This is a genomic window from Devosia faecipullorum (assembly GCF_015158295.1).
Classification (GTDB): domain Bacteria; phylum Pseudomonadota; class Alphaproteobacteria; order Rhizobiales; family Devosiaceae; genus Devosia; species Devosia faecipullorum.
This window is the reverse complement of the sequence record NZ_JACDXV010000002.1, coordinates 534,421-551,460: the sequence shown is the minus strand read 5'-3', so window position 1 is coordinate 551,460 and position 17,040 is coordinate 534,421. Positions and strand designations below refer to the sequence as shown.

The following is a 17,040-nucleotide window of genomic DNA, read 5'->3' as shown; positions in this document are numbered from 1 at the left end:
CAGGATGGAACCAGAGGGCCGGGATCTGTTTGCCATTGCCGACCTTGCCAAGGAGTTCGGCATCTCCACCCGCGCCATCCGCTTCTATGAATCCAAGGGCCTGCTCTCTCCCGAGAGAGTGGGCGCCACCCGCATCTTCCGCCGCCGCGACCGCGCCCGGCTATTGCTGATCCTGCGCGGCAAGCGTCTCGGCTTTTCCCTGCGCGACATTTCCGACTATCTCAGCCTCTACGACGCCGACCGCACTCAGCAGGTCAATCTGCTCACCGAAAAGGTCGATGAACGCATCGCTTTGCTCGAACGCCAGCGCGACGACCTCGACATCACCATCCGCGAATTGCGGGAAATCCGCGACCTGGCCGATAGACGTCAGGCGAAGTCCTGACACTGCCTGGCGGGGGTCAGCGCCCGCCCCGCCCCTTCACATTCCTGGTCATCAGATCTGGCTTTTTCGGCTTCACCCAGCCCTTGGGCGGCTGGCGCAGGGGAGCATTGGAGCCGAGCCCGATCTGCCCGGGCGGCGCCTGCCCCACCGTCACTTCGATGGGTTCGCCCGCATCATCGAGAACGAGGCTGGCTTCGGCATCCTCGCCCCGCAGCCGGGCAATCTCGTCTCGTAGCTGTGCTGCCAATTCGAAGTCGAAATCCGAAGCGGCCTTCTCCATTTGGCTTTCCAGCGCCATGAGCCGCTGATGATTGCTGCGCGATGACATGATTATCCCACCAAGGCTTCTATTTCCTCGAGCCGCGCCGCCTCTGCGGCCGGCTTGTCCCATCTTATCCGGCTGATGCGCGGAAACCGCAGCGCCACGCCGGATTTGTGCCGTCCGCTTCTTTGCGCGCTGTCGAAAGCCACCTCGAACACCAATTCTTTCTTCACTTCCCGCACCGGCCCGAAAGCGGCAATCGTATTGGCCCTGATCCAGCGGTCGAGCTGTTTCAATTCCTCGTCGGTAAACCCGAAATAGGCTTTGCCGATGGGCACGATCTCATTGCCCTTCCAGGCCCCGAACGTATAGTCCGAATAGAACGAGCTGCGCTTGCCATGGCCGCGCTGCGCATACATCAGCACCGCATCGACGATATTGGGGTCGCGCTTCCACTTGTACCAATAGCCCTTGGGCCGGCCCGGCACATAGGGGGCCGTCCGCAGCTTGATCATTACTCCTTCGTGGCCATGGCTTTCTGCCCCGACGCGCCGCAGGCCCGCCAGCTCGTCCCAGGCGCCGAAGGGCAGCACTTCGGAAAGGTCCAGCCGCGTCTGCGGATTGCTCGCGAACCAGTCTTCGAGCCGCGCCCGCCGCGCTTCCCAGCCCAGGGGACGAATATCCTCGTCGCCCGCAAACAGCATGTCATAGACCCGCACGAAGGCCGGCAAGTCCTGCATCTGTTTGGGCAGGGCCAGCTTGCGGTTGAGCCGCTGCTGCAGGTCGTTGAAGCTTTTTGCCTCGAAATCGTGCCCCACCAGCAATTCCCCGTCCAGCACCGCCCGGCCCATCGCCGCCCCGGTGACGTCGGGAAAGCTGGCGCCGATATCATCGCCGGTGCGCGAGAACAGCGAGACACCGCCCTCGCCCAATACCAATTGCACGCGGATGCCGTCCCATTTCCACTCGGCGGCGAAATGGGCGGGATCGAGCTTGTCGAAATCTCGCTCTTCGACCGGGTTGGACAGCATGAGCGGATGAAACCGCGCCGCATGGTCGATATCCGGCCGCCCGGCCCGCCCCTCGAGCCAGGAGAAAAGCGCCTGATAGGGCGGCTTCAGCCCGTGCCAGACCTCCTCGATGGCCTGCAAGTCCACCCCGCTCATCTGCGCCAGCGCCGTCTTGGCCAGCCGCGCCGATATGCCGATGCGTAGGGCCCCGGTCGCCAGCTTGACCAGCGCCCAGCGCTCATGGATCGCCGCCCGCGTCAGCAGATCAGCGATCACCCGCGGCAGCTCCGTCTTGCTCGTCCGGTTGAGCAGGTCCACCAGCGCGCTCAGCGGGGGCAGTTCGGCCCCGCCATGATGCGGCCAGATCAGCGCGATGGTCTCGCCCAGATCGCCCACATAATCATAGGACAGGGCAAACAGGGTCTCATCCACTTCCCCCAGCACCACCTGCTTGAGCAGCGCCGGCTTCACATTGGCAATATCGAGTTCGCCGGTCAGCACGGCCAGCGCCAGCCCGCGGTCGGGGTCCTCCACTTCGGCGAAATATTGCGCCAGCGCGGCGATCTTGCGTGTCCGCGACGGAGTGAGGGCCAGCAATTCCAGCAGGTCGGCGAAACGCTTCATTCCCCGCCCTCCCCGCCATCATCGTCCAGCCCCGGCAGCGCCAGCGGTTCGGCGGTGAGCCCCTGTTGGCGGCACCAATGGACGAGCCCGTCCTCGCGCCCATGCGTCACCCAGACCTTGGACGCACCGCTTTCGCTTATCGATTGGGTGAGTTCCCCCCAATCGCAATGGTCCGAGATCACCAGCGGCAATTCCACCAAGGCCTGGCGCGCCCGCTGCTTGATGCTCATCCAGCCCGACGCCTGGCAGACCACCGGATCGGGAAAGCGCCGGCTCCAGCGGTCGCGAATGGCCGAAGGCGGCGCGATGACGATCTGCCCCGCCATCGCCGCCTTGTCCATGCCGGTCGCCGGGAGCAGTTCGCCCAGTTTGACGCCCAGCTCCTCATAAAGTGCGCAGAGCCGGATCATCGCCCCATGAAGATAAATTGGTGCGTCCCAGCCTTCATCGCGCAGGAGCGCGATCACCCTTTGCGCCTTGCCCAGCGCATAGCAGCCCACGAGATGGCAGCGCTCGGGCTGCGCCGCGACCGATTTCAGCAGCCGGGCAATCTCCTCGCTGGGCCTGGGATGCTGGAAGACCGGCAGGCCAAACGTCGCCTCGGTGATCATGAGATCGCAGGGCACCGCCTCATAGGCTTCCGCGGTGCGGTCCGGCAGGCGCTTGTAATCGCCGGTCACCAGCGCCCGCTGCCCCCCGACTTCGATCCGCACCTGCGCTGAACCCAGGATATGGCCGGCCGGATGCAGGCTGACCAAGGTCTCGTCGATCCGCAGGCTCTCGCCGAAATCGAGCGCTTCGAACCGACCGGCGCAATCCTCGCCATAGCGCACCTTCATGATGGCAATGGTTTCCGGCGTCGCCAGCACCGCGCCATGGCCGGAGCGCGCATGATCGGCATGGCCATGGGTGATGATCGCCCGTTTGCGGGGCTCGCCGGGATCGATCCAGGCATCGATGCTGGGAACGTAGAGGTCGCGGGTGAGAATGGGCTCCGTCATGGCATCTTCAACGATTCGCCCAGGGTTCCGGTTCATCACGCGCCGCAACGGCGCAATCGAACGCTGAGCGCTCCTCCCTTGCCATCCTCACGCCATGACCTAAAATTCTGCAACTCAAGGAGACTTCCTCATGCGCAAGACCAATCATCCCGCCGGCACGGTCCACCGCCTCGCCATCGACAGCAAGGCCCTTTCCGGCAATCTTCTGGGCGATCCCACGACGCGCATCGTCGATGTCTATATCCCCCATGGCCATGACGGCTCGGGCCTGCCGCTTCTGGTCGATCTGGTCGGCTATACGGCGGGCGGGCCCGCTCATACCGCCTGGAAGAGCTTTACCGAAAACGTCCCCGAGCGCCTTGACCGGCTGATCGGCGATGGCCTCATGGCCCCGGTCGTCGTCGCTTTCCCCGATTGCTATTCCCGCCTCGGGGGCAATCAATATGTGAACTCGCCCATTCTCGGCAATTACGAGGACTTCCTCATCGCCGAAATGCTGCCCCAGCTCGAGGCCCGCTTCAATTGCGGCGGCACTGGCCGGCGCGGCGTCTTCGGCAAATCCTCGGGCGGCTTCGGCGCGCTGATCCATGCCATGCGCCATCCCGACATCTGGGCCGCCGCCGCCAGCCATTCGGGCGATGCCGGCTTTGAAAATCTCTACCTGCCCGAATTTCCCGCCACCCTGCGGGCTCTGGCCCGGCATGCCAATTCGATCGAGGCCTGGCTTAACGCTTTCGAGGCCAAGCCCAAGATCGACGGCAAGGACACGATGGTGCTGATGATCCTCGCCCAGGCCGCCAGTTTCGATCCCGATCCGGACCCGGACGCCTTTCTCGGCCTGCGCCTGCCGGTGACGCTCGATACCTGCGAACTGATCGAGGAGCGCTGGACCAATTGGCTCGCTTGGGATCCGGCCCGCATGGTCAAAACCCATGGTGGCGCCATTGGCCGCCTCAAGGGCTTCTTCCTCGATTGCGGCACCGAGGATCAATATAACATCCTTTACGGCACCCGCCGCGTCCATCAGGCGCTCGCAGCGCAGGGCATCACCCACCGCTACGAGGAATTTGCCGACAATCATTCCGGCGTCGATTACCGCATGGACATTTCCCTGCCGTTTCTGGCGCAGGCGCTGATCGAGTGATGTGGAAATGGATTGCCCGGACAAGCCGGGCAATGACGACGGATGGGAGAGCAGGCGATATTGCGACGCCGGATTTCTTTCCCATCGTCATCACCGGGCTTGTCCCGGTGATCCATCTTCCCCCTCACAACACCTTGCTGACTGCGAGCAGGCCCGGCCTTTGCGCATTGGCGCCATTGATGGCGCTTTCTCCGCCCAGCACCACGACATGGCCCTTGGCTGCCACCACGTCCAGCGCATCGGCGAGAGCCAGGAAATCCGCCCGCGAGGTGGACAGGATTTCGTCGCGCCGCTGCTGACGCAGCGCGTCGGTCGTGCCGTTGAGAATCCGCCACATCGCCGAATAGCCCTTGGCATCGACGAATTCGGGTCGGTCGAGATCGCCCACCACCCCGATGACTGAACGCACCAGATCGGTTTCCCCAATTTCCGCACGCAGGGCCTTGGCCGCCCCGTCATAGGCATCGATGGTCTTGAGCAGGTTGGGATCGCGATAGGACAGAAAGGCGAAATTGCCCGAGGAGAGGTCGAAGCGGCTCGAGCCGCCATAGGCCCCGCCCTGAACCCGCACCTTGTCCCAGAGATAGGTGGTGTTGAGCAGCCGCAACGCCACCGCCGAGGAAGCCCGGAGCGCAATGCCCAGCGCCTTGAGATTGGCGCCCTTGCCCACGTAGTTGACCTGGGCCGGGATCACCAGGCCCTCATTCTTCGGGGCGAAATCATGGCTCCAGTCGCCGGGGCGCAGGGCCCCTTCGGGCATCGTCTCGACAAAGCCGGCCAGTTCGGCCCGCGCCTTTTCCGCCAGCCCCGCATCGGCGGTGAGATTGACCACCATGCCGCCGCGTTTGAACAGGCGCTCGCGCATCGCATTGAGCATCGCTTCCACGCCCGGCCAGTCGGCGTCGATCCGCTTCACCAATTCCTTGAGGAAATGCCCATAGGACACGCCGCTCATCTGCTCGGCCATCCAGCCCGCCTCGGTCAGCCCGGCCTTGATCCTGGTATCGACAAAGCCATTGCCCCCCGGTACCAGCCGCGCCTCGAAGCCGGCCTTTTCCTCCAGCGCCATCTGCCGGAACCGGTCGCGATTATCGAGCCGGGCACCGCCCAGCACATCGCTGAAAATCTCCAGCATGGGCGCGAATTTGTCGGCCACGGCCTTGCCGGACAGGAAAAACCAGGCGGCGCTGCCCTCCCCGTCCTGCCGCGTCGCCAGCGCCCGGTGCTGGGCCATGCCGCCGCTGGTCCGCCCGATCCTTTGGGTCAGCGACACGAAATCCTCTCGGGTCGTGCCGGTCTGCAATAGCGCGCGCCCGAAAAGCGGCAGAAAAGGCAGCATGTCCTTGTCCAGCGCATGCAGGTCGAACCCCACATCGAGATACAAGATCCCCAGCGTCGGCAGCGGGTGATAGAGCAAACGCGCCCCTCCGATCCGGCTTTCCTCGGTGGGGATCGTGCGGATGTCGCGGTCGAGATCGGCCAGAGTCAGCGTCGGGATTTTGGCCAGGTCTTCCGGCCTGTCGACGCTTTCCTGCAAGGCTTTCAGCCGCTCGGTGCGCTCGACAAGCGCCTGCAACTGGGTCGCATCCAACCCGTCCCGCACCGCCGCCAGCCTGTCGGCTTCTTCCCTGGCCTCGCGCTCGCCCTGCTCCGGATCGGCTTCGAGCCTGCTGGTCAGCCGATGCGGATTGTCGAGAAAGAGCCGGCGGATTTCGGCCTCGAAATGGCCCTCTGCCGCCTTTTTCTTTAGCGAAGCCAGTGGCGTCTCGAAGCGCAGCGGGGCCAGCGGATCGCCTCCATGCAGCCACGTGCCCAGCGCCCCGAACATGTAATTCATGCCGCGCGGCTGCGAGCCGGTATTCTGTTCGCGCAGATTGAATTCGAACGTATTGACCGCCGCTTCCACCTGTTCGGCCGAAAAACCCGTCGCGGCGATCTCGGCCAGCGTCTCCAGCACCAGCGCCTCGATCTTGCCGGCATCGGCAGGATCGACGCCCTTGAGCCCAAACCCGGCCATGGGCTGGCGCAGATATGACGAAATCCCGCCCCCGATCATGCCTTCGCCCAACCCGCTTTCGGTTAGTTTCTTGCGCAAGGGGGCCGCCGCATTGCCGGCCAGCAGATAGCTCAGCATGCCATGGCTCAGCGTCTCGTCGCGCCCCTCGGGCGGATCGAGCATCCAATTGACCGAGACCATGCCGTCACGGCGCTTTTCTTCGTCCACATTGCCCGCATAAGTGCCCGAAACCGAGCGCGGCGCATTCCAGCGGGGCTGCAAATGCACCTCGGCATCGACCGTCTTGTTTTCGAACCGGCTGAAATAGGCGTCGAGAATGTCGAGCCGCTTGTCCGGCGCGTCATCGCCGGAAAACACCACCAGCGCATTGGAGGGGTGATAATAGGTCTGGTGGAAGTTTTTGAACTGCTCATAGGTCAGGTCCGGAATGACCTTGGGGTCACCGCCCGACGACTTGCCATAAGTAGTGTCGGGAAAGAGCGCGTTCTGGGTCAGTGTGTGCATCACTGAATCGGGCGAGGAATAGACGCCCTTCATCTCGTTGAACACCACGCCCTTGTAGACCAGCGGCGCCTCTGGATTGTCCAGTTCGTAATGCCAGCCTTCCTGCTCGAAGGTTTCCGGCGTGATCAGCGGGAACAGCACGGCGTCGAGATAGACATCGACCAGATTGTAGAAATCCTTGAGGTTCTGGCTGGCCACCGGATAGGCCGTCTTGTCCGGGAAGGTCATGGCATTGAGAAATGTGTGCATGCTGCCCTTGAGCAATTCCACGAAGGGCTTCTTCACCGGATATTTCTGGCTGCCGCAGAGCACGGAATGCTCAAGGATATGAGCAATGCCGGTCGAATCCTCGGGCGGCGTCCTGAAGGTGATGCCGAACACCTTGTTCTCGTCGTCATTGACGAGGCTCAGCACCTCCGCCCCGGTCTTGTTGTGCCGGTACAGCCGCGCCTCCGAATTGATCTCGGCGATTTTCTCGTCACGAACGAGCGTGAAGGCAGGGTGGGACATGAGGCTACTCTTCTTGGTTTTCAGAGCACTAAGTTAGGTGCATGCAGACAGGATCGCTAGGGCCTCGGCAGAACCGAAATTCAAGATGATTGACGCGTGGGAGAGCCCCGATCCAGTCCCCTCCCCCTTGAGGGGAGGGCTAGGGTGGGGGTTCCGAAGCCGCAAAGCACTAAATGGAGCGTTCGCGCCAGCCTGACGAGTTCAAGACCGATATGAAGACCATCAGCGGCGATAGGCTCAAACCGCCCCGCGAATATCCGGCCTGACTTCCGTGCGATAAAACTCGCCCAATTGCATCATCAGCGCCGGAAACAGGCTCTTGCGCTCGCTGGCGGCGACATTGTCGGCGATCTGTTCGGGCTTGCTCACCCCGGCAATCACCGTGGACACCTGCGGATGGTCGAGAATCCAGCGCAGGGCGAACTGGCTCATCTTCAAGCCCTCGGGCGCGAGCCCGCGCAATTGCTGCACCAGTTCGACGCCGCGATCGAAGGGAATGCCCGAAAAGGTCTCGCCCACCGAAAACGCCGCCCCGTCGCGATTGTAATTGCGGTGGTCGGAAGGCTCGAACACGCTGTCCTTGGAGAACTTGCCGCTGAGCAGGCCCGAGGCCAGGGGCAGGCGCACGATGATGCCGACATCCTTCTCCGCCGCCCGAGGCAGCAAAATTTCGGCGGCGTCCTGCCGGAACAGGTTGAAGATGATCTGTAAACTGGCGCAGCCGGGCTGCTCGAGACAGAGCAGTCCTTCCTCGATGGTCTCGACGCTGGCGCCCCAATGGCGCGTCAGCCCCTCGGCGGCCAGTTCGTCCATCCAGCCGAAAATCGCGCCATCGCGCAGCACTTCGCCCGGCACGCAATGCAATTGCACCAGGTCGAGGCTCGCAACGCCCAGCCTCTGCGCCGAGCCGAGCAGACTCTGGCGCAGCCCATCCTTGCTGTAATGATTGGGATAAAGCGCGCCCGACCGGCCCAGCTTGGTGGCGACCACGACCCCCGCCCTCTTGGCATGGGCGCCGATGCGGCTTTCGCTGAGGCCATTTCCATAGACATCGGCGCTGTCCCAGAAGGTAATGCCCGCATCCTGCGCCGCGTCGAGAATTTCCTTGGCTGTCTCATCGCCCAATGGCCCGAAATCGCCCCCGAGCTGCCAGCAGCCCAGTCCGATCTCGCTCACCTCAAATCCGGTCTTGCCCAGACGGCGTGTTTTCATCTGACTTCTCCCGGCGGGACGATGCTGTTGGGGCGCAACCTATTGGCCCCGCCCCTCGAGAACAAGGGTCGGTAGCGGGCAGAGCGCCCTATTCGAAATAGTCGGGAAAATCCTCGATGGTCTGGGTGAGCAACACTTCGGCCCGCGCCAGATGGTCCCGCATGGCCGCTTCGGCCGCCAGTGGATCGCCCTTGGCCACCGCTTCGGCGATCCGCTTGTGCTCGGCGATCGCCCGCTGGCTGGAGGAAACGCCCAGCGTCAGATACCGCACCCGGTCGAGTTGCATCTTGTGGTCGTCGATCAATTGCCACGCATATTCGACCCCCGCCAGCCGGGCGAGGCTGCGATGGAACAATTCGTCCAGGATGTGGAAGCGGCGGCTGTCATGGGCGGCGGATGCGAGTTCCTGGTCGGCGATCAGCCCCGCCAGCACCTCCGCCGCCTCCGGCCCCGGATCGCCGGCCACCCGACGGATGATTTCCACCTCGATGCTTTCGCGGATGAACCGGCTCTGGCGCACCCCGTCGGGCGAGATTTTCTTGACCACAGTGGCCCGCTTGGGCCGGATCAACAGCAATCCCTGTTGCGCCAGACGAATAAAGGCTTCGCGCACCGGCTGGCGCGACACGCCATAGCGGCCGGCAATATCGCTTTCCGAAATCACGTCGCCCGGCTTGAGCGCCATGGTGACGATCTCGTCGCGCAAAGCCGCGACCACCCGCATCGCCATGGTCTCTTCGTTTATTTCCGGCGCGCTGCTGGCCATGACTGATTCCCTTTATGCGACCATGGGGCGGCCATGGCCGCAATGCGCCCCCATCCGGGCCGGATTCCACAGAAATCTCGGCTCCGGCGGCGATTTCCGCCACCGGCATGGGGATCATGGAAACAGCTATACCACTCCGCAATCTTGTATGGTAGATACCGGATCAGCGCCGCCCCCTGATGCGGCAAGCCATGAAATCGAGACCGGAGATGATCGAATGACCAAGACCTACGCCCTCGTGGGAACCGGCGGTCGCGCACGCATGTTCTATGAGGCGATCCTGGGTCCGCATCGCGACCAATCCCGTCTCGTCGCGCTTTGCGACACCAATCAGGTGCGCATGGACTTCACCAACAAGGTGATCGTGGAGGAATTGTCCGGCCAGCCGCTCCCCACCTACAAGGCCGGCGATTTCCAGAAAATGCTGGCCGAACACAAGCCCGACACCATCATCGTCACCTCGATCGACCGCACCCATCACCATTACATCATCGCTGCTCTCGAAGCGGGCTGCGACGTCATCACCGAAAAGCCGATGACCACCGATCCGGAAAAGTGTCAGGCCATTCTCGACGCCGTCGAACGCACCGGCCGCAAGGTGCGCGTCACCTTCAATTACCGCTATGCCCCGCACAATTCCGCCCTGCGCGAACTGATCGCCTCAGGCGCCATCGGCACTGTCACCTCGGTACATTTCGAATGGCTGCTCGATACCCGCCACGGCGCCGATTACTTCCGCCGCTGGCACCGCGACAAAGCCAATTCCGGCGGGCTCATGGTGCACAAATCCACCCACCATTTCGATCTGGTCAATTTCTGGCTCGGCACCAGGCCCGACACGGTCTTTGCCATGGGCGACCTCAAATTCTATGGCCGGGCCAATGCCGAGGAACGCGGCGTCTTCACCCCCTATACCCGCACCACCGGCATCGCGGCCGCCAAGGACGATCCCTTCGCCATCGACCTCACCGCAACGCCGGTGCAGAAGGGCCTTTACTGGGACGCCGAGCAGGAAGACGGCTATCAGCGCGACCAGAACGTCTTCGGTGACGGCATTTCCATCGAGGATACGATGAATGTCATGGTCCGCTACGCCAACAAGGCGGTGATGACCTATTCTCTTTACGCCTATGCGCCCTGGGAGGGCTTCAACGTCGCCATCAACGGCACCGGCGGGCGGCTCGAACTCACCGTGCACGAAAATTCCTACATCAATGCCGGCGCCGGCGCGGAAACCGAGGGCGCGGCCAAGGGGGTGAAGCTCTACCACTTCCCGCTCCATGGCGAGCCGCGCGTCGTGCCGGTCCAGCATGGCGAAGGCGGCCATGGCGGCGGCGACAAGATCATGCTCGAGGAAATCTTCGGCGATGCCACGCCCCGCCCCGGTTATGGCGCCGATCACCGCGACGGCGCGCTCTCCATCCTCACCGGCATCGCCGCCAACAAGAGCTTCGCCACCGGATTGCCTGTGGATGTAAAAGGATTGGTGCGGCTTTAGGGATCGCCCCTCGACGCCCCAGAATTCTCCGCTTTTTCGTTACCGCCGGGCCTGTCCCGGTGGTCCACGCACCGGCCCCACCGCCCCTGGATTACCGGACAAGATTATCGTCGGGCGCGAAGCGACCCATGGGCCCGGCAATGACGATGGAACGGCAACAATCGGCAGCCGAGCTTTCGGGAAAACTCAGCTTCAACGCCAGCCGAGGCTTCGGCCCCTGCTGTCCCTCCCCCTTCTTCAGGGGGAGGTTGGGTCCGGAAATTCCAGCGCCGCTATCAGAAGCCTTACCTGCTGAACGGCACCGAAGCGGTCAGCACTTCACCCGAATCGTTGAATTCCACCTCGAAATCCACGGTGATGCTGTTATTGCCCACGAGCAGAATCCGCGCGCCGATGCGCACATCGCCACCGGCCCGGTCCTTCTGCTTTTCGCGCAGATCGAAACTGATCCTGTCGCCCGCGGTGCGGCCCACGGCCAGCCCGGTATAGCCGGCATTGGTGCTCATCACCGCCTCGAACTGGCGGGCGCTTTCGTTGAAGGCGATGGTGCCGCTGATCGAGAGCGTCGCGTTCACCAGGGTGCAGCGCCCGGTATAATTGATGCGGCCCAGATTGCCCTTGGACACGCCCAGCCGGCAGCGGAAGGGTTCGTGCTTGTCCACGCCCACCAGGGCGCTGTCGCCGCGCCAGTCGCCGATATAGGATTCGAGCAGCGCGATTTCACCCTGCGCCACGGCCGGCGCTATTGCCGCCATCTGCAAAGCCAGACATGCAACAAACGCCCGCAACCAGATCTTCACGTTCCACTCCCCCCTCGGGCTCGATATTGTTCAATCTGTGCCAGCCCGGACCGGTCTAGACCAGTGGGAATATTGCGCCGTTGACGGCTTTGTTACGATTTGGCGGCACTGATTGATAAAAAACTTCAATATGACGAAATATTCTCGGCTCCAAAGGACTTATGCCAGCAAGCCGAAGCACAAATAACCCCTTTTCAGGGGAGTGCGATACGGCAACATGGAGCGCGCGCCGATTCGTTTCTGCGGAAACGATGGCGCCGGGGGGAAAAGGGGAAACATCTCATGTCCGAGGCGGCAATCATCGACGCTCGCAACGTCGATTACACGCTCGAAATCGCCGGCCGTCCGCTCCATATCCTGCGCAATGTCTCCCTGCGCGTCGCCCCTTCAGAAGTCGTGGCCATTGTCGGCCCCTCGGGCAGCGGCAAGACCTCGCTGCTCATGTTGCTGGCGGGACTCGAAAAGGCCACCGGCGGCACGGTTCTGGTCAAGGGCAGCGACCTGGGCGCCATGAACGAGGACGAACTGGCCCGCTTCCGCCGCCACACTTTGGGCATCGTCTTCCAGAGCTTTCATCTCATTCCCTCCCTCACCGCGCTCGACAATGTCGGCCTCGCGCTCGAAATCGCCGAACCGGACCTCTCCATGGCCGAGATCCGCGAAAAGGCCGGCGCGGCGCTCGCCGCCGTGGGGCTCGAAGGGCGGCTCCATCATCGGCCCTCGGCCCTCTCGGGGGGCGAGCAGCAGCGCGTCGGCCTCGCCCGCGCCAGTGTGGCCAATCCGCCCCTGCTGCTGGCCGACGAGCCCACCGGCAATCTCGACCAGAAGACCGGGGCCGTGGTCGTCGATCTGATGTTCGATCTCGCCCGCAGCCACAAGACCGCCGTGGTGCTGATCACCCATGATCCGGCCCTGGCCGCCCGCGCCGACCGGGTCTTCACCATGATGCAGGGCGAATTGACCGAAACGCCGGTGGCCCGCTAATGCCCAAGCTCTGGCCCGCCATCCGCATCGGCCTGCTCGACATGCGCGGCGATCTGCGCCGCTTTCTCTTGCTCGTCACCTGCCTTGCCGTCGGCACCGCCCTGATCGCCGGGGTCAATTCGGTAGGCGCCAGCATCACCCGGGCCATCGAGAGCGGCGCCGCCGAAATCATGGGCGGCGACCTCGAACTCTCGCGCGCCGACCGTCTTGCCGATGCGGATGAATTCGCCGCCATGCAGCGTCTGGGCCGCGTGGTCAACACCATCGACACCAATCTGCGCGCCGAGACCTGGGACGGCGAGGCCTTTGCCGATGTCAGCGCCGTCGGGCCGCTCTATCCGCTGTTCGGCCAGGTTTCGAGCCCGCAATTACCGGCGGGCGCGGATATCACCGCTTTCCTCGCCGAAGAGGATGGCAATCCCGGCGCCCTGGTCGATGCCGTCATGCTCGATCAGCTCGGCATTGGCGTCGGCGACACGTTCGGGCTGGGCGGCACCACCTTTTCGGTGCGCGGCACGCTGGGCAAATTGCCCGACGCTCCGGTGCGCGGTTTCCGCCTCGGCCTGCCGGTGCTCATCACCGCCGATGGCTTTGCCGTGGTCAGCGACCGCTCCTCGCCCCTGCCGGGCCTGGGCACCTGGTATCGCTACAAGATCAGCCTCGATGGCGCCGATCTCGAAACCGGCCTCGCCGCCGCCGCCGAGACCTTCGGCGACAAAGGCTGGTCCATCCGCTCCGCCCGCGACGGGCTGGGCCAGATGGTGCGCTATTATGATCTGTTCATGCGCTTCCTCGTCATTGTCGGGCTCGGCTCGTTGCTGATCGGCGGCGTATCCGTATGGACCGGCATGCGCGCCTATATCTCCGAACGCTCCGGCATCATCGCCGTCATGCGCTCCATGGGCGCGGGGCGTGGCCGCGTCTTCATCCATTTCTTTGCCCAGGTGGCCGCCCTCGCTTTGGTCGGCGTCGGCATCGGCCTGCTCATCGGCGGCTCCGTCGCCTATCTCATCATCCCCTCCATCGGCTCGGCCGTCGGCATTCCGCTGGCCCCCGCCATTCACCTCCAGCCCTTGCTGATCGCTGCCGGAACCGGGCTGGTCACCGCCTTCACCTTCGCCTATCTGCCCCTGCAACAGGCCCAGACCATCCGCCCGGTCCTGCTCTTCCGCGCCAAGGGGCTCGATGCGCCGCCGGTCGATTGGCGCGCGCTGCTGCTCTCCTGGCAGATCGCGCCGCTGCTGGCTGCCGTCATCGCCTTCTTCCTCCTCGCCTGGCTGATGACCGGGGACGCGGCTTTGGTCGCCGGCTTCGGCCTTGCCAGCGCCGTCGCGGCCATCCTGTTCCAGGTTTTCATCCGCCTGGTGCAGGCCGGGCTCGCGCACCTGCCCGAAGCGGGGCCGCGCATCATCCGCCATGCCCTGCGCAATATCGCCGCTGCCGGGCAGAATGCCGCCGCCATCGTGGTCTCGGCGGGCATGGCGCTGAGCATGCTCATCGTCGTTCTGGTCATGCAGGCCAATCTGCAACAGGAATTCCTCGGCGCCTCCGCCTTCGATGCGCCGACCCTGGTGGGCTCCGACCTCTTTCCCGATGAAGTCGAGGATCTGACCGCCCTGGCCACTGCCGGCCATGGCATGACCCGCTTCGTCTCGACCCCCATGCTGCGCGGGTCGCTGGTCAATGTCGCCGGTACTGCGGCGGAAAACCTGCGCACAAGGGGGCCGGAAGCTACCTTCCTCCTTTCCGGAGACGTGCCGCTGACCTTCCGCACCCTGCTGCCCGCCTCCTCTCGCGTCACCGCGGGCCAATGGTGGCCCCCCGATTATTCCGGCCCCGGCCTCGTCAGCCTCCATCAGAGCCTGCGCAACGGTCTCGGCGTCGATCTGGGCGACAGCCTCACCTTCTCCATCTTCGGCGAAGCAGTCACCGTGACCATTGCCAGCTTCCGCGACTATTCCTGGCAGGGCGGCATCGACTTTCTCGCCACCTTCTCCCCCGGCGTGCTCGACGCTTATCCGACGACGCTGTTTGCCGCCGTCACCGCCGCACCCGGCCAGGAGGAAAACGTCACCCGCCTGCTTGCCAGCGAATTGCCCGACATCCGTTTCGTCTCGGTGGGCGATACGCTCAAGCAGGTGACCGACGCGCTGAGCCAGCTCTCCTTTGCCGCCGTTCTGGTCGGCGGTCTTGCCGTGGGCAATGGCCTGCTGGTGCTCATCGGCTCGCTCGCTACCGGACGCCGCCAGCGCGAGGCCGACGCCATCATCACCAAGGTGCTGGGCGCCACAAGGTTCGAGCTGATCGCCACCGCCTGCCTGCAATATGGCCTGCTGGCTTTCTTCGCCGCCATCCCTGCCCTGATCATCGGGTTGGGCATTGGCCGCTTCGTCTCCATGCTGCTGCTCGAAGTCGAGTTCACCTACCGGCCCGATGTCATCGCTCTGGTCCTCGCCGTCGCCATCCTCATCACTGCCCTGCTCGGCGCCATGACCATCCTGCGCGCCGCCTCTTCGCGCCCCGCCCGGCTGCTGCGCGACCTGTAGGGCGTGCCTTGAAACGCCTGCCGGGATTTATCCCTCTATCGTCATTGCCCGGCTGGTCCGGGCAATCCATCGCCGCCGACCGGCGCATGAACCACCCGGATCGGCCAGTTCCGATTATGCCGGACGCAAATGTGAGCAATGCGTTAGCAAATTGGCCGAATCGGTCGGTCCTCGTGCTAACAGGGGCGGAGTTTTAGTCGCTGTGCGTTCGCTTCTGCCCTAAGGATGTGAACGCGTCCCGCTGGAGTAGCAATGCAGGTCGCCATCGATATGGGAGAGAGCCGGGGAACCGGCGCCGCCCACATGGACCTTGAGGAATTGCTGGCCACGCGCCTTCTGGTGCAGGGCAATTCCGGGTCCGGCAAATCCCATCTTTTGCGCCGTCTATTGGAACAATCCGCGCCCTGGGTGCAGCAATGCGTCATCGACCCCGAGGGCGATTTCGTAACGCTGTCAGACCGTTACGGCCATCTGGTGGTCGACGCCGCCCGCACCGAAAACGAATTGACCCGCATCGCCGCCCGCGTCCGCCAGCACCGGGTCTCGGTGGTGCTCAATCTCGAAGGGCTCGATGTCGAGCAGCAGATGCGCGCCGCCGCCGCCTTCCTGGGCGGCCTCTTCGACGCCGACCGCGATTACTGGTATCCCGTCCTCGTCGTCGTCGATGAAGCCCAGCTCTTCGCCCCCGCCGCCGCCGGCGAAGTCTCTGATGAAGCACGCAAATTATCCCTCGGAGCCATGACCAACCTCATGTGCCGGGGCCGCAAAAGGGGCCTTGCTGGTGTCATCGCCACCCAGCGCCTCGCCAAACTGGCCAAGAACGTCGCCGCCGAAGCCTCTAACTTCCTGATGGGCCGCACTTTTCTTGACATCGACATGGCCCGCGCCGCCGATCTTCTGGGCATGGATCGCCGTCAGGCCGAGCAATTCCGCGACCTGGCGCGCGGCCATTTCGTTGCCCTCGGCCCGGCCATTTCCCGCCGCCCCCTGCCCGTCACCATCGGGCCGGTCGAAACCTCGGCCCGCTCCACCAGTCCCAAGCTGACACCGCTGCCCGATGCTCCTGTCGATGCCGCCGATCTGATTTTTACCCAGGATCCAGAAGAGCTTAGCCGCCCCATCATGCGGCGTTCGGCTCCGCCGCCGCCACCCTCGACCAATGAGCTTCTGGCCCAGGTCGCCGAGGCCCGCGCCCGGGCACGGGCTGAAGCGCCCGAGGAGCCGGCCTCGCTATTCCCCGAGATCGACGAGGCCGAGCGCGAGGCGCAGATCCAATCTGTCATGGCCGAATTGCTGAGCGATCCCGATGCCGGTTTCCGCACCCATGCCGTGCTCTATCAGGATTTCCTGGTGCGCTGCCGCATCCGCCGGGTGCCGGGCGAACCGCCGGCTCTGCCCGCCTTCAAGCGGCTTCTGGCCGTGGCCCGCGTCGCCCCTGACGCCGAAACCATTGCCTCCGACGGCTGGCAGCAGGCCCTGGCCCTCTCCGAAACCCTGACCGATGACGTCCAGGGCGTGTTCCTCGTCATCGCGCAGGCAGCGCTGGCCGCCGCCCCCTGCCCATCCGACGCCACTCTGGCCCGGCTTTACGGCACCCATTCCTCCAGCCGCGCCCGGCGGCTCCTCACCTGGTTCGAGGAACGCGGCCTCATCGTCCTGCGCACCGATTTCCGCGGAGCACGCATCGTCGCCTTCCCCGATCTCGGTGTCGAAACCGCCCCCGGCGACCCCAATGGCCCCGACGCGCTCAGCGACGAACGCGGCGCGGCCGAATAGG

General features: G+C 64.2%; 13 protein-coding genes. 6 read left to right on the top strand and 7 right to left on the bottom strand.

Translation table 11 applies throughout. The features are described from left to right. Positions 1 to 4: 4 nt before the first annotated feature. Entirely contained in the window at positions 5 to 385 is a 381-nt protein-coding gene (locus H0482_RS08335; RefSeq protein WP_193729769.1) for a MerR family transcriptional regulator, read from the top strand. 16 nt (positions 386 to 401) lie between these two features. Here the strand turns inward: H0482_RS08335 and H0482_RS17015 are convergent, their stop codons facing one another. The 3 genes from H0482_RS17015 to H0482_RS08320 are packed head-to-tail and all read right to left on the bottom strand — an operon-like array spanning position 402 to position 3,282. Then, on the bottom strand, positions 402 to 713 hold the full coding sequence (locus tag H0482_RS17015) for a UvrB/UvrC motif-containing protein (protein WP_407925706.1): 312 nt from the start codon (positions 711 to 713) through the stop codon (positions 402 to 404). Positions 714 to 715: 2 nt separating this feature from the next. Further along, the gene (locus tag H0482_RS08325) at positions 716 to 2,281 is read right to left on the bottom strand and encodes a cisplatin damage response ATP-dependent DNA ligase (RefSeq protein WP_193729563.1); all 1,566 of its coding nucleotides are present in this window, start codon (positions 2,279 to 2,281) and stop codon (positions 716 to 718) included. Then, positions 2,278 to 3,282, bottom strand: coding sequence for a ligase-associated DNA damage response exonuclease (locus tag H0482_RS08320; protein ID WP_193729562.1), 1,005 nt, complete (start codon positions 3,280 to 3,282; stop codon positions 2,278 to 2,280). Before H0482_RS08320 ends, H0482_RS08325 begins: the two co-directional genes overlap by 4 nt. Before the next feature lie 130 nt (positions 3,283 to 3,412). Here H0482_RS08320 and H0482_RS08315 point away from each other — a divergent pair, with 130 nt between their 5' ends. Next, positions 3,413 to 4,426 carry an alpha/beta hydrolase gene (locus tag H0482_RS08315; RefSeq protein ID WP_193729561.1) on the top strand — a complete coding sequence of 338 codons (1,014 nt, stop codon included), beginning with the start codon at positions 3,413 to 3,415 and terminating at the stop codon, positions 4,424 to 4,426. A 124-nt stretch (positions 4,427 to 4,550) separates the two neighbouring features. Here H0482_RS08315 and H0482_RS08310 read toward each other — a convergent pair whose 3' ends face one another. The 3 genes from H0482_RS08310 to H0482_RS08300 form a co-directional block, all read right to left on the bottom strand. Further along, positions 4,551 to 7,457: an insulinase family protein gene (locus H0482_RS08310; protein WP_193729560.1), complete on the bottom strand. Its 2,907-nt coding sequence runs from the start codon at positions 7,455 to 7,457 to the stop codon at positions 4,551 to 4,553. A gap of 237 nt (positions 7,458 to 7,694) precedes the next feature. After that, entirely contained in the window at positions 7,695 to 8,669 is a 975-nt protein-coding gene (locus tag H0482_RS08305; RefSeq protein WP_193729559.1) for an aldo/keto reductase, read from the bottom strand. Between the two features lie 88 nt (positions 8,670 to 8,757). Next, positions 8,758 to 9,435, bottom strand: coding sequence for a GntR family transcriptional regulator (locus H0482_RS08300; RefSeq protein ID WP_193729558.1), 678 nt, complete (start codon positions 9,433 to 9,435; stop codon positions 8,758 to 8,760). Positions 9,436 to 9,652: 217 nt separating this feature from the next. Here H0482_RS08300 and H0482_RS08295 point away from each other — a divergent pair, with 217 nt between their 5' ends. Then, complete coding sequence (locus H0482_RS08295) at positions 9,653 to 10,933, top strand: Gfo/Idh/MocA family oxidoreductase (RefSeq protein WP_193729557.1); 1,281 nt, start codon at positions 9,653 to 9,655, stop codon at positions 10,931 to 10,933. A gap of 284 nt (positions 10,934 to 11,217) precedes the next feature. Here H0482_RS08295 and H0482_RS08290 read toward each other — a convergent pair whose 3' ends face one another. Continuing rightward, on the bottom strand, positions 11,218 to 11,733 hold the full coding sequence (locus tag H0482_RS08290) for a hypothetical protein (protein ID WP_193729556.1): 516 nt from the start codon (positions 11,731 to 11,733) through the stop codon (positions 11,218 to 11,220). 282 nt (positions 11,734 to 12,015) lie between these two features. On the opposite strand from H0482_RS08290, the gene H0482_RS08285 reads away from it, so the two are divergent. The 3 genes from H0482_RS08285 (at position 12,016) to H0482_RS08275 (ending at position 17,039) form a co-directional block, all read left to right on the top strand. Continuing rightward, positions 12,016 to 12,717 (top strand): ABC transporter ATP-binding protein, encoded by a 702-nt coding sequence (locus H0482_RS08285; RefSeq protein ID WP_193729555.1) that lies wholly within the window; start codon positions 12,016 to 12,018, stop codon positions 12,715 to 12,717. After that, positions 12,717 to 15,263 (top strand): ABC transporter permease, encoded by a 2,547-nt coding sequence (locus H0482_RS08280; protein ID WP_193729554.1) that lies wholly within the window; start codon positions 12,717 to 12,719, stop codon positions 15,261 to 15,263. The genes H0482_RS08285 and H0482_RS08280 overlap by 1 nt, the downstream gene beginning before the upstream one ends. 252 nt (positions 15,264 to 15,515) lie before the next feature. Next, positions 15,516 to 17,039: an ATP-binding protein gene (locus tag H0482_RS08275; RefSeq protein ID WP_193729553.1), complete on the top strand. Its 1,524-nt coding sequence runs from the start codon at positions 15,516 to 15,518 to the stop codon at positions 17,037 to 17,039. Position 17,040 lies beyond the last annotated feature (1 nt).

Excerpts from the sequence above, each read along its gene's own strand:
- H0482_RS08335 (WP_193729769.1), top strand. The coding sequence starts at position 5 with ATGGAACCAGAGGGCCGGGATCTGTTTGCCATTGCCGACCTTGCCAAG.
- H0482_RS17015 (WP_407925706.1), bottom strand. The coding sequence starts at position 713 with ATGTCATCGCGCAGCAATCATCAGCGGCTCATGGCGCTGGAAAGCCAA.
- H0482_RS08325 (WP_193729563.1), bottom strand. The coding sequence starts at position 2,281 with ATGAAGCGTTTCGCCGACCTGCTGGAATTGCTGGCCCTCACTCCGTCG.
- H0482_RS08320 (WP_193729562.1), bottom strand. The coding sequence starts at position 3,282 with ATGACGGAGCCCATTCTCACCCGCGACCTCTACGTTCCCAGCATCGAT.
- H0482_RS08315 (WP_193729561.1), top strand. The coding sequence starts at position 3,413 with ATGCGCAAGACCAATCATCCCGCCGGCACGGTCCACCGCCTCGCCATC.
- H0482_RS08310 (WP_193729560.1), bottom strand. The coding sequence starts at position 7,457 with ATGTCCCACCCTGCCTTCACGCTCGTTCGTGACGAGAAAATCGCCGAG.
- H0482_RS08305 (WP_193729559.1), bottom strand. The coding sequence starts at position 8,669 with ATGAAAACACGCCGTCTGGGCAAGACCGGATTTGAGGTGAGCGAGATC.
- H0482_RS08300 (WP_193729558.1), bottom strand. The coding sequence starts at position 9,435 with ATGGCCAGCAGCGCGCCGGAAATAAACGAAGAGACCATGGCGATGCGG.
- H0482_RS08295 (WP_193729557.1), top strand. The coding sequence starts at position 9,653 with ATGACCAAGACCTACGCCCTCGTGGGAACCGGCGGTCGCGCACGCATG.
- H0482_RS08285 (WP_193729555.1), top strand. The coding sequence starts at position 12,016 with ATGTCCGAGGCGGCAATCATCGACGCTCGCAACGTCGATTACACGCTC.
- H0482_RS08280 (WP_193729554.1), top strand. The coding sequence starts at position 12,717 with ATGCCCAAGCTCTGGCCCGCCATCCGCATCGGCCTGCTCGACATGCGC.
- H0482_RS08275 (WP_193729553.1), top strand. The coding sequence starts at position 15,516 with ATGCAGGTCGCCATCGATATGGGAGAGAGCCGGGGAACCGGCGCCGCC.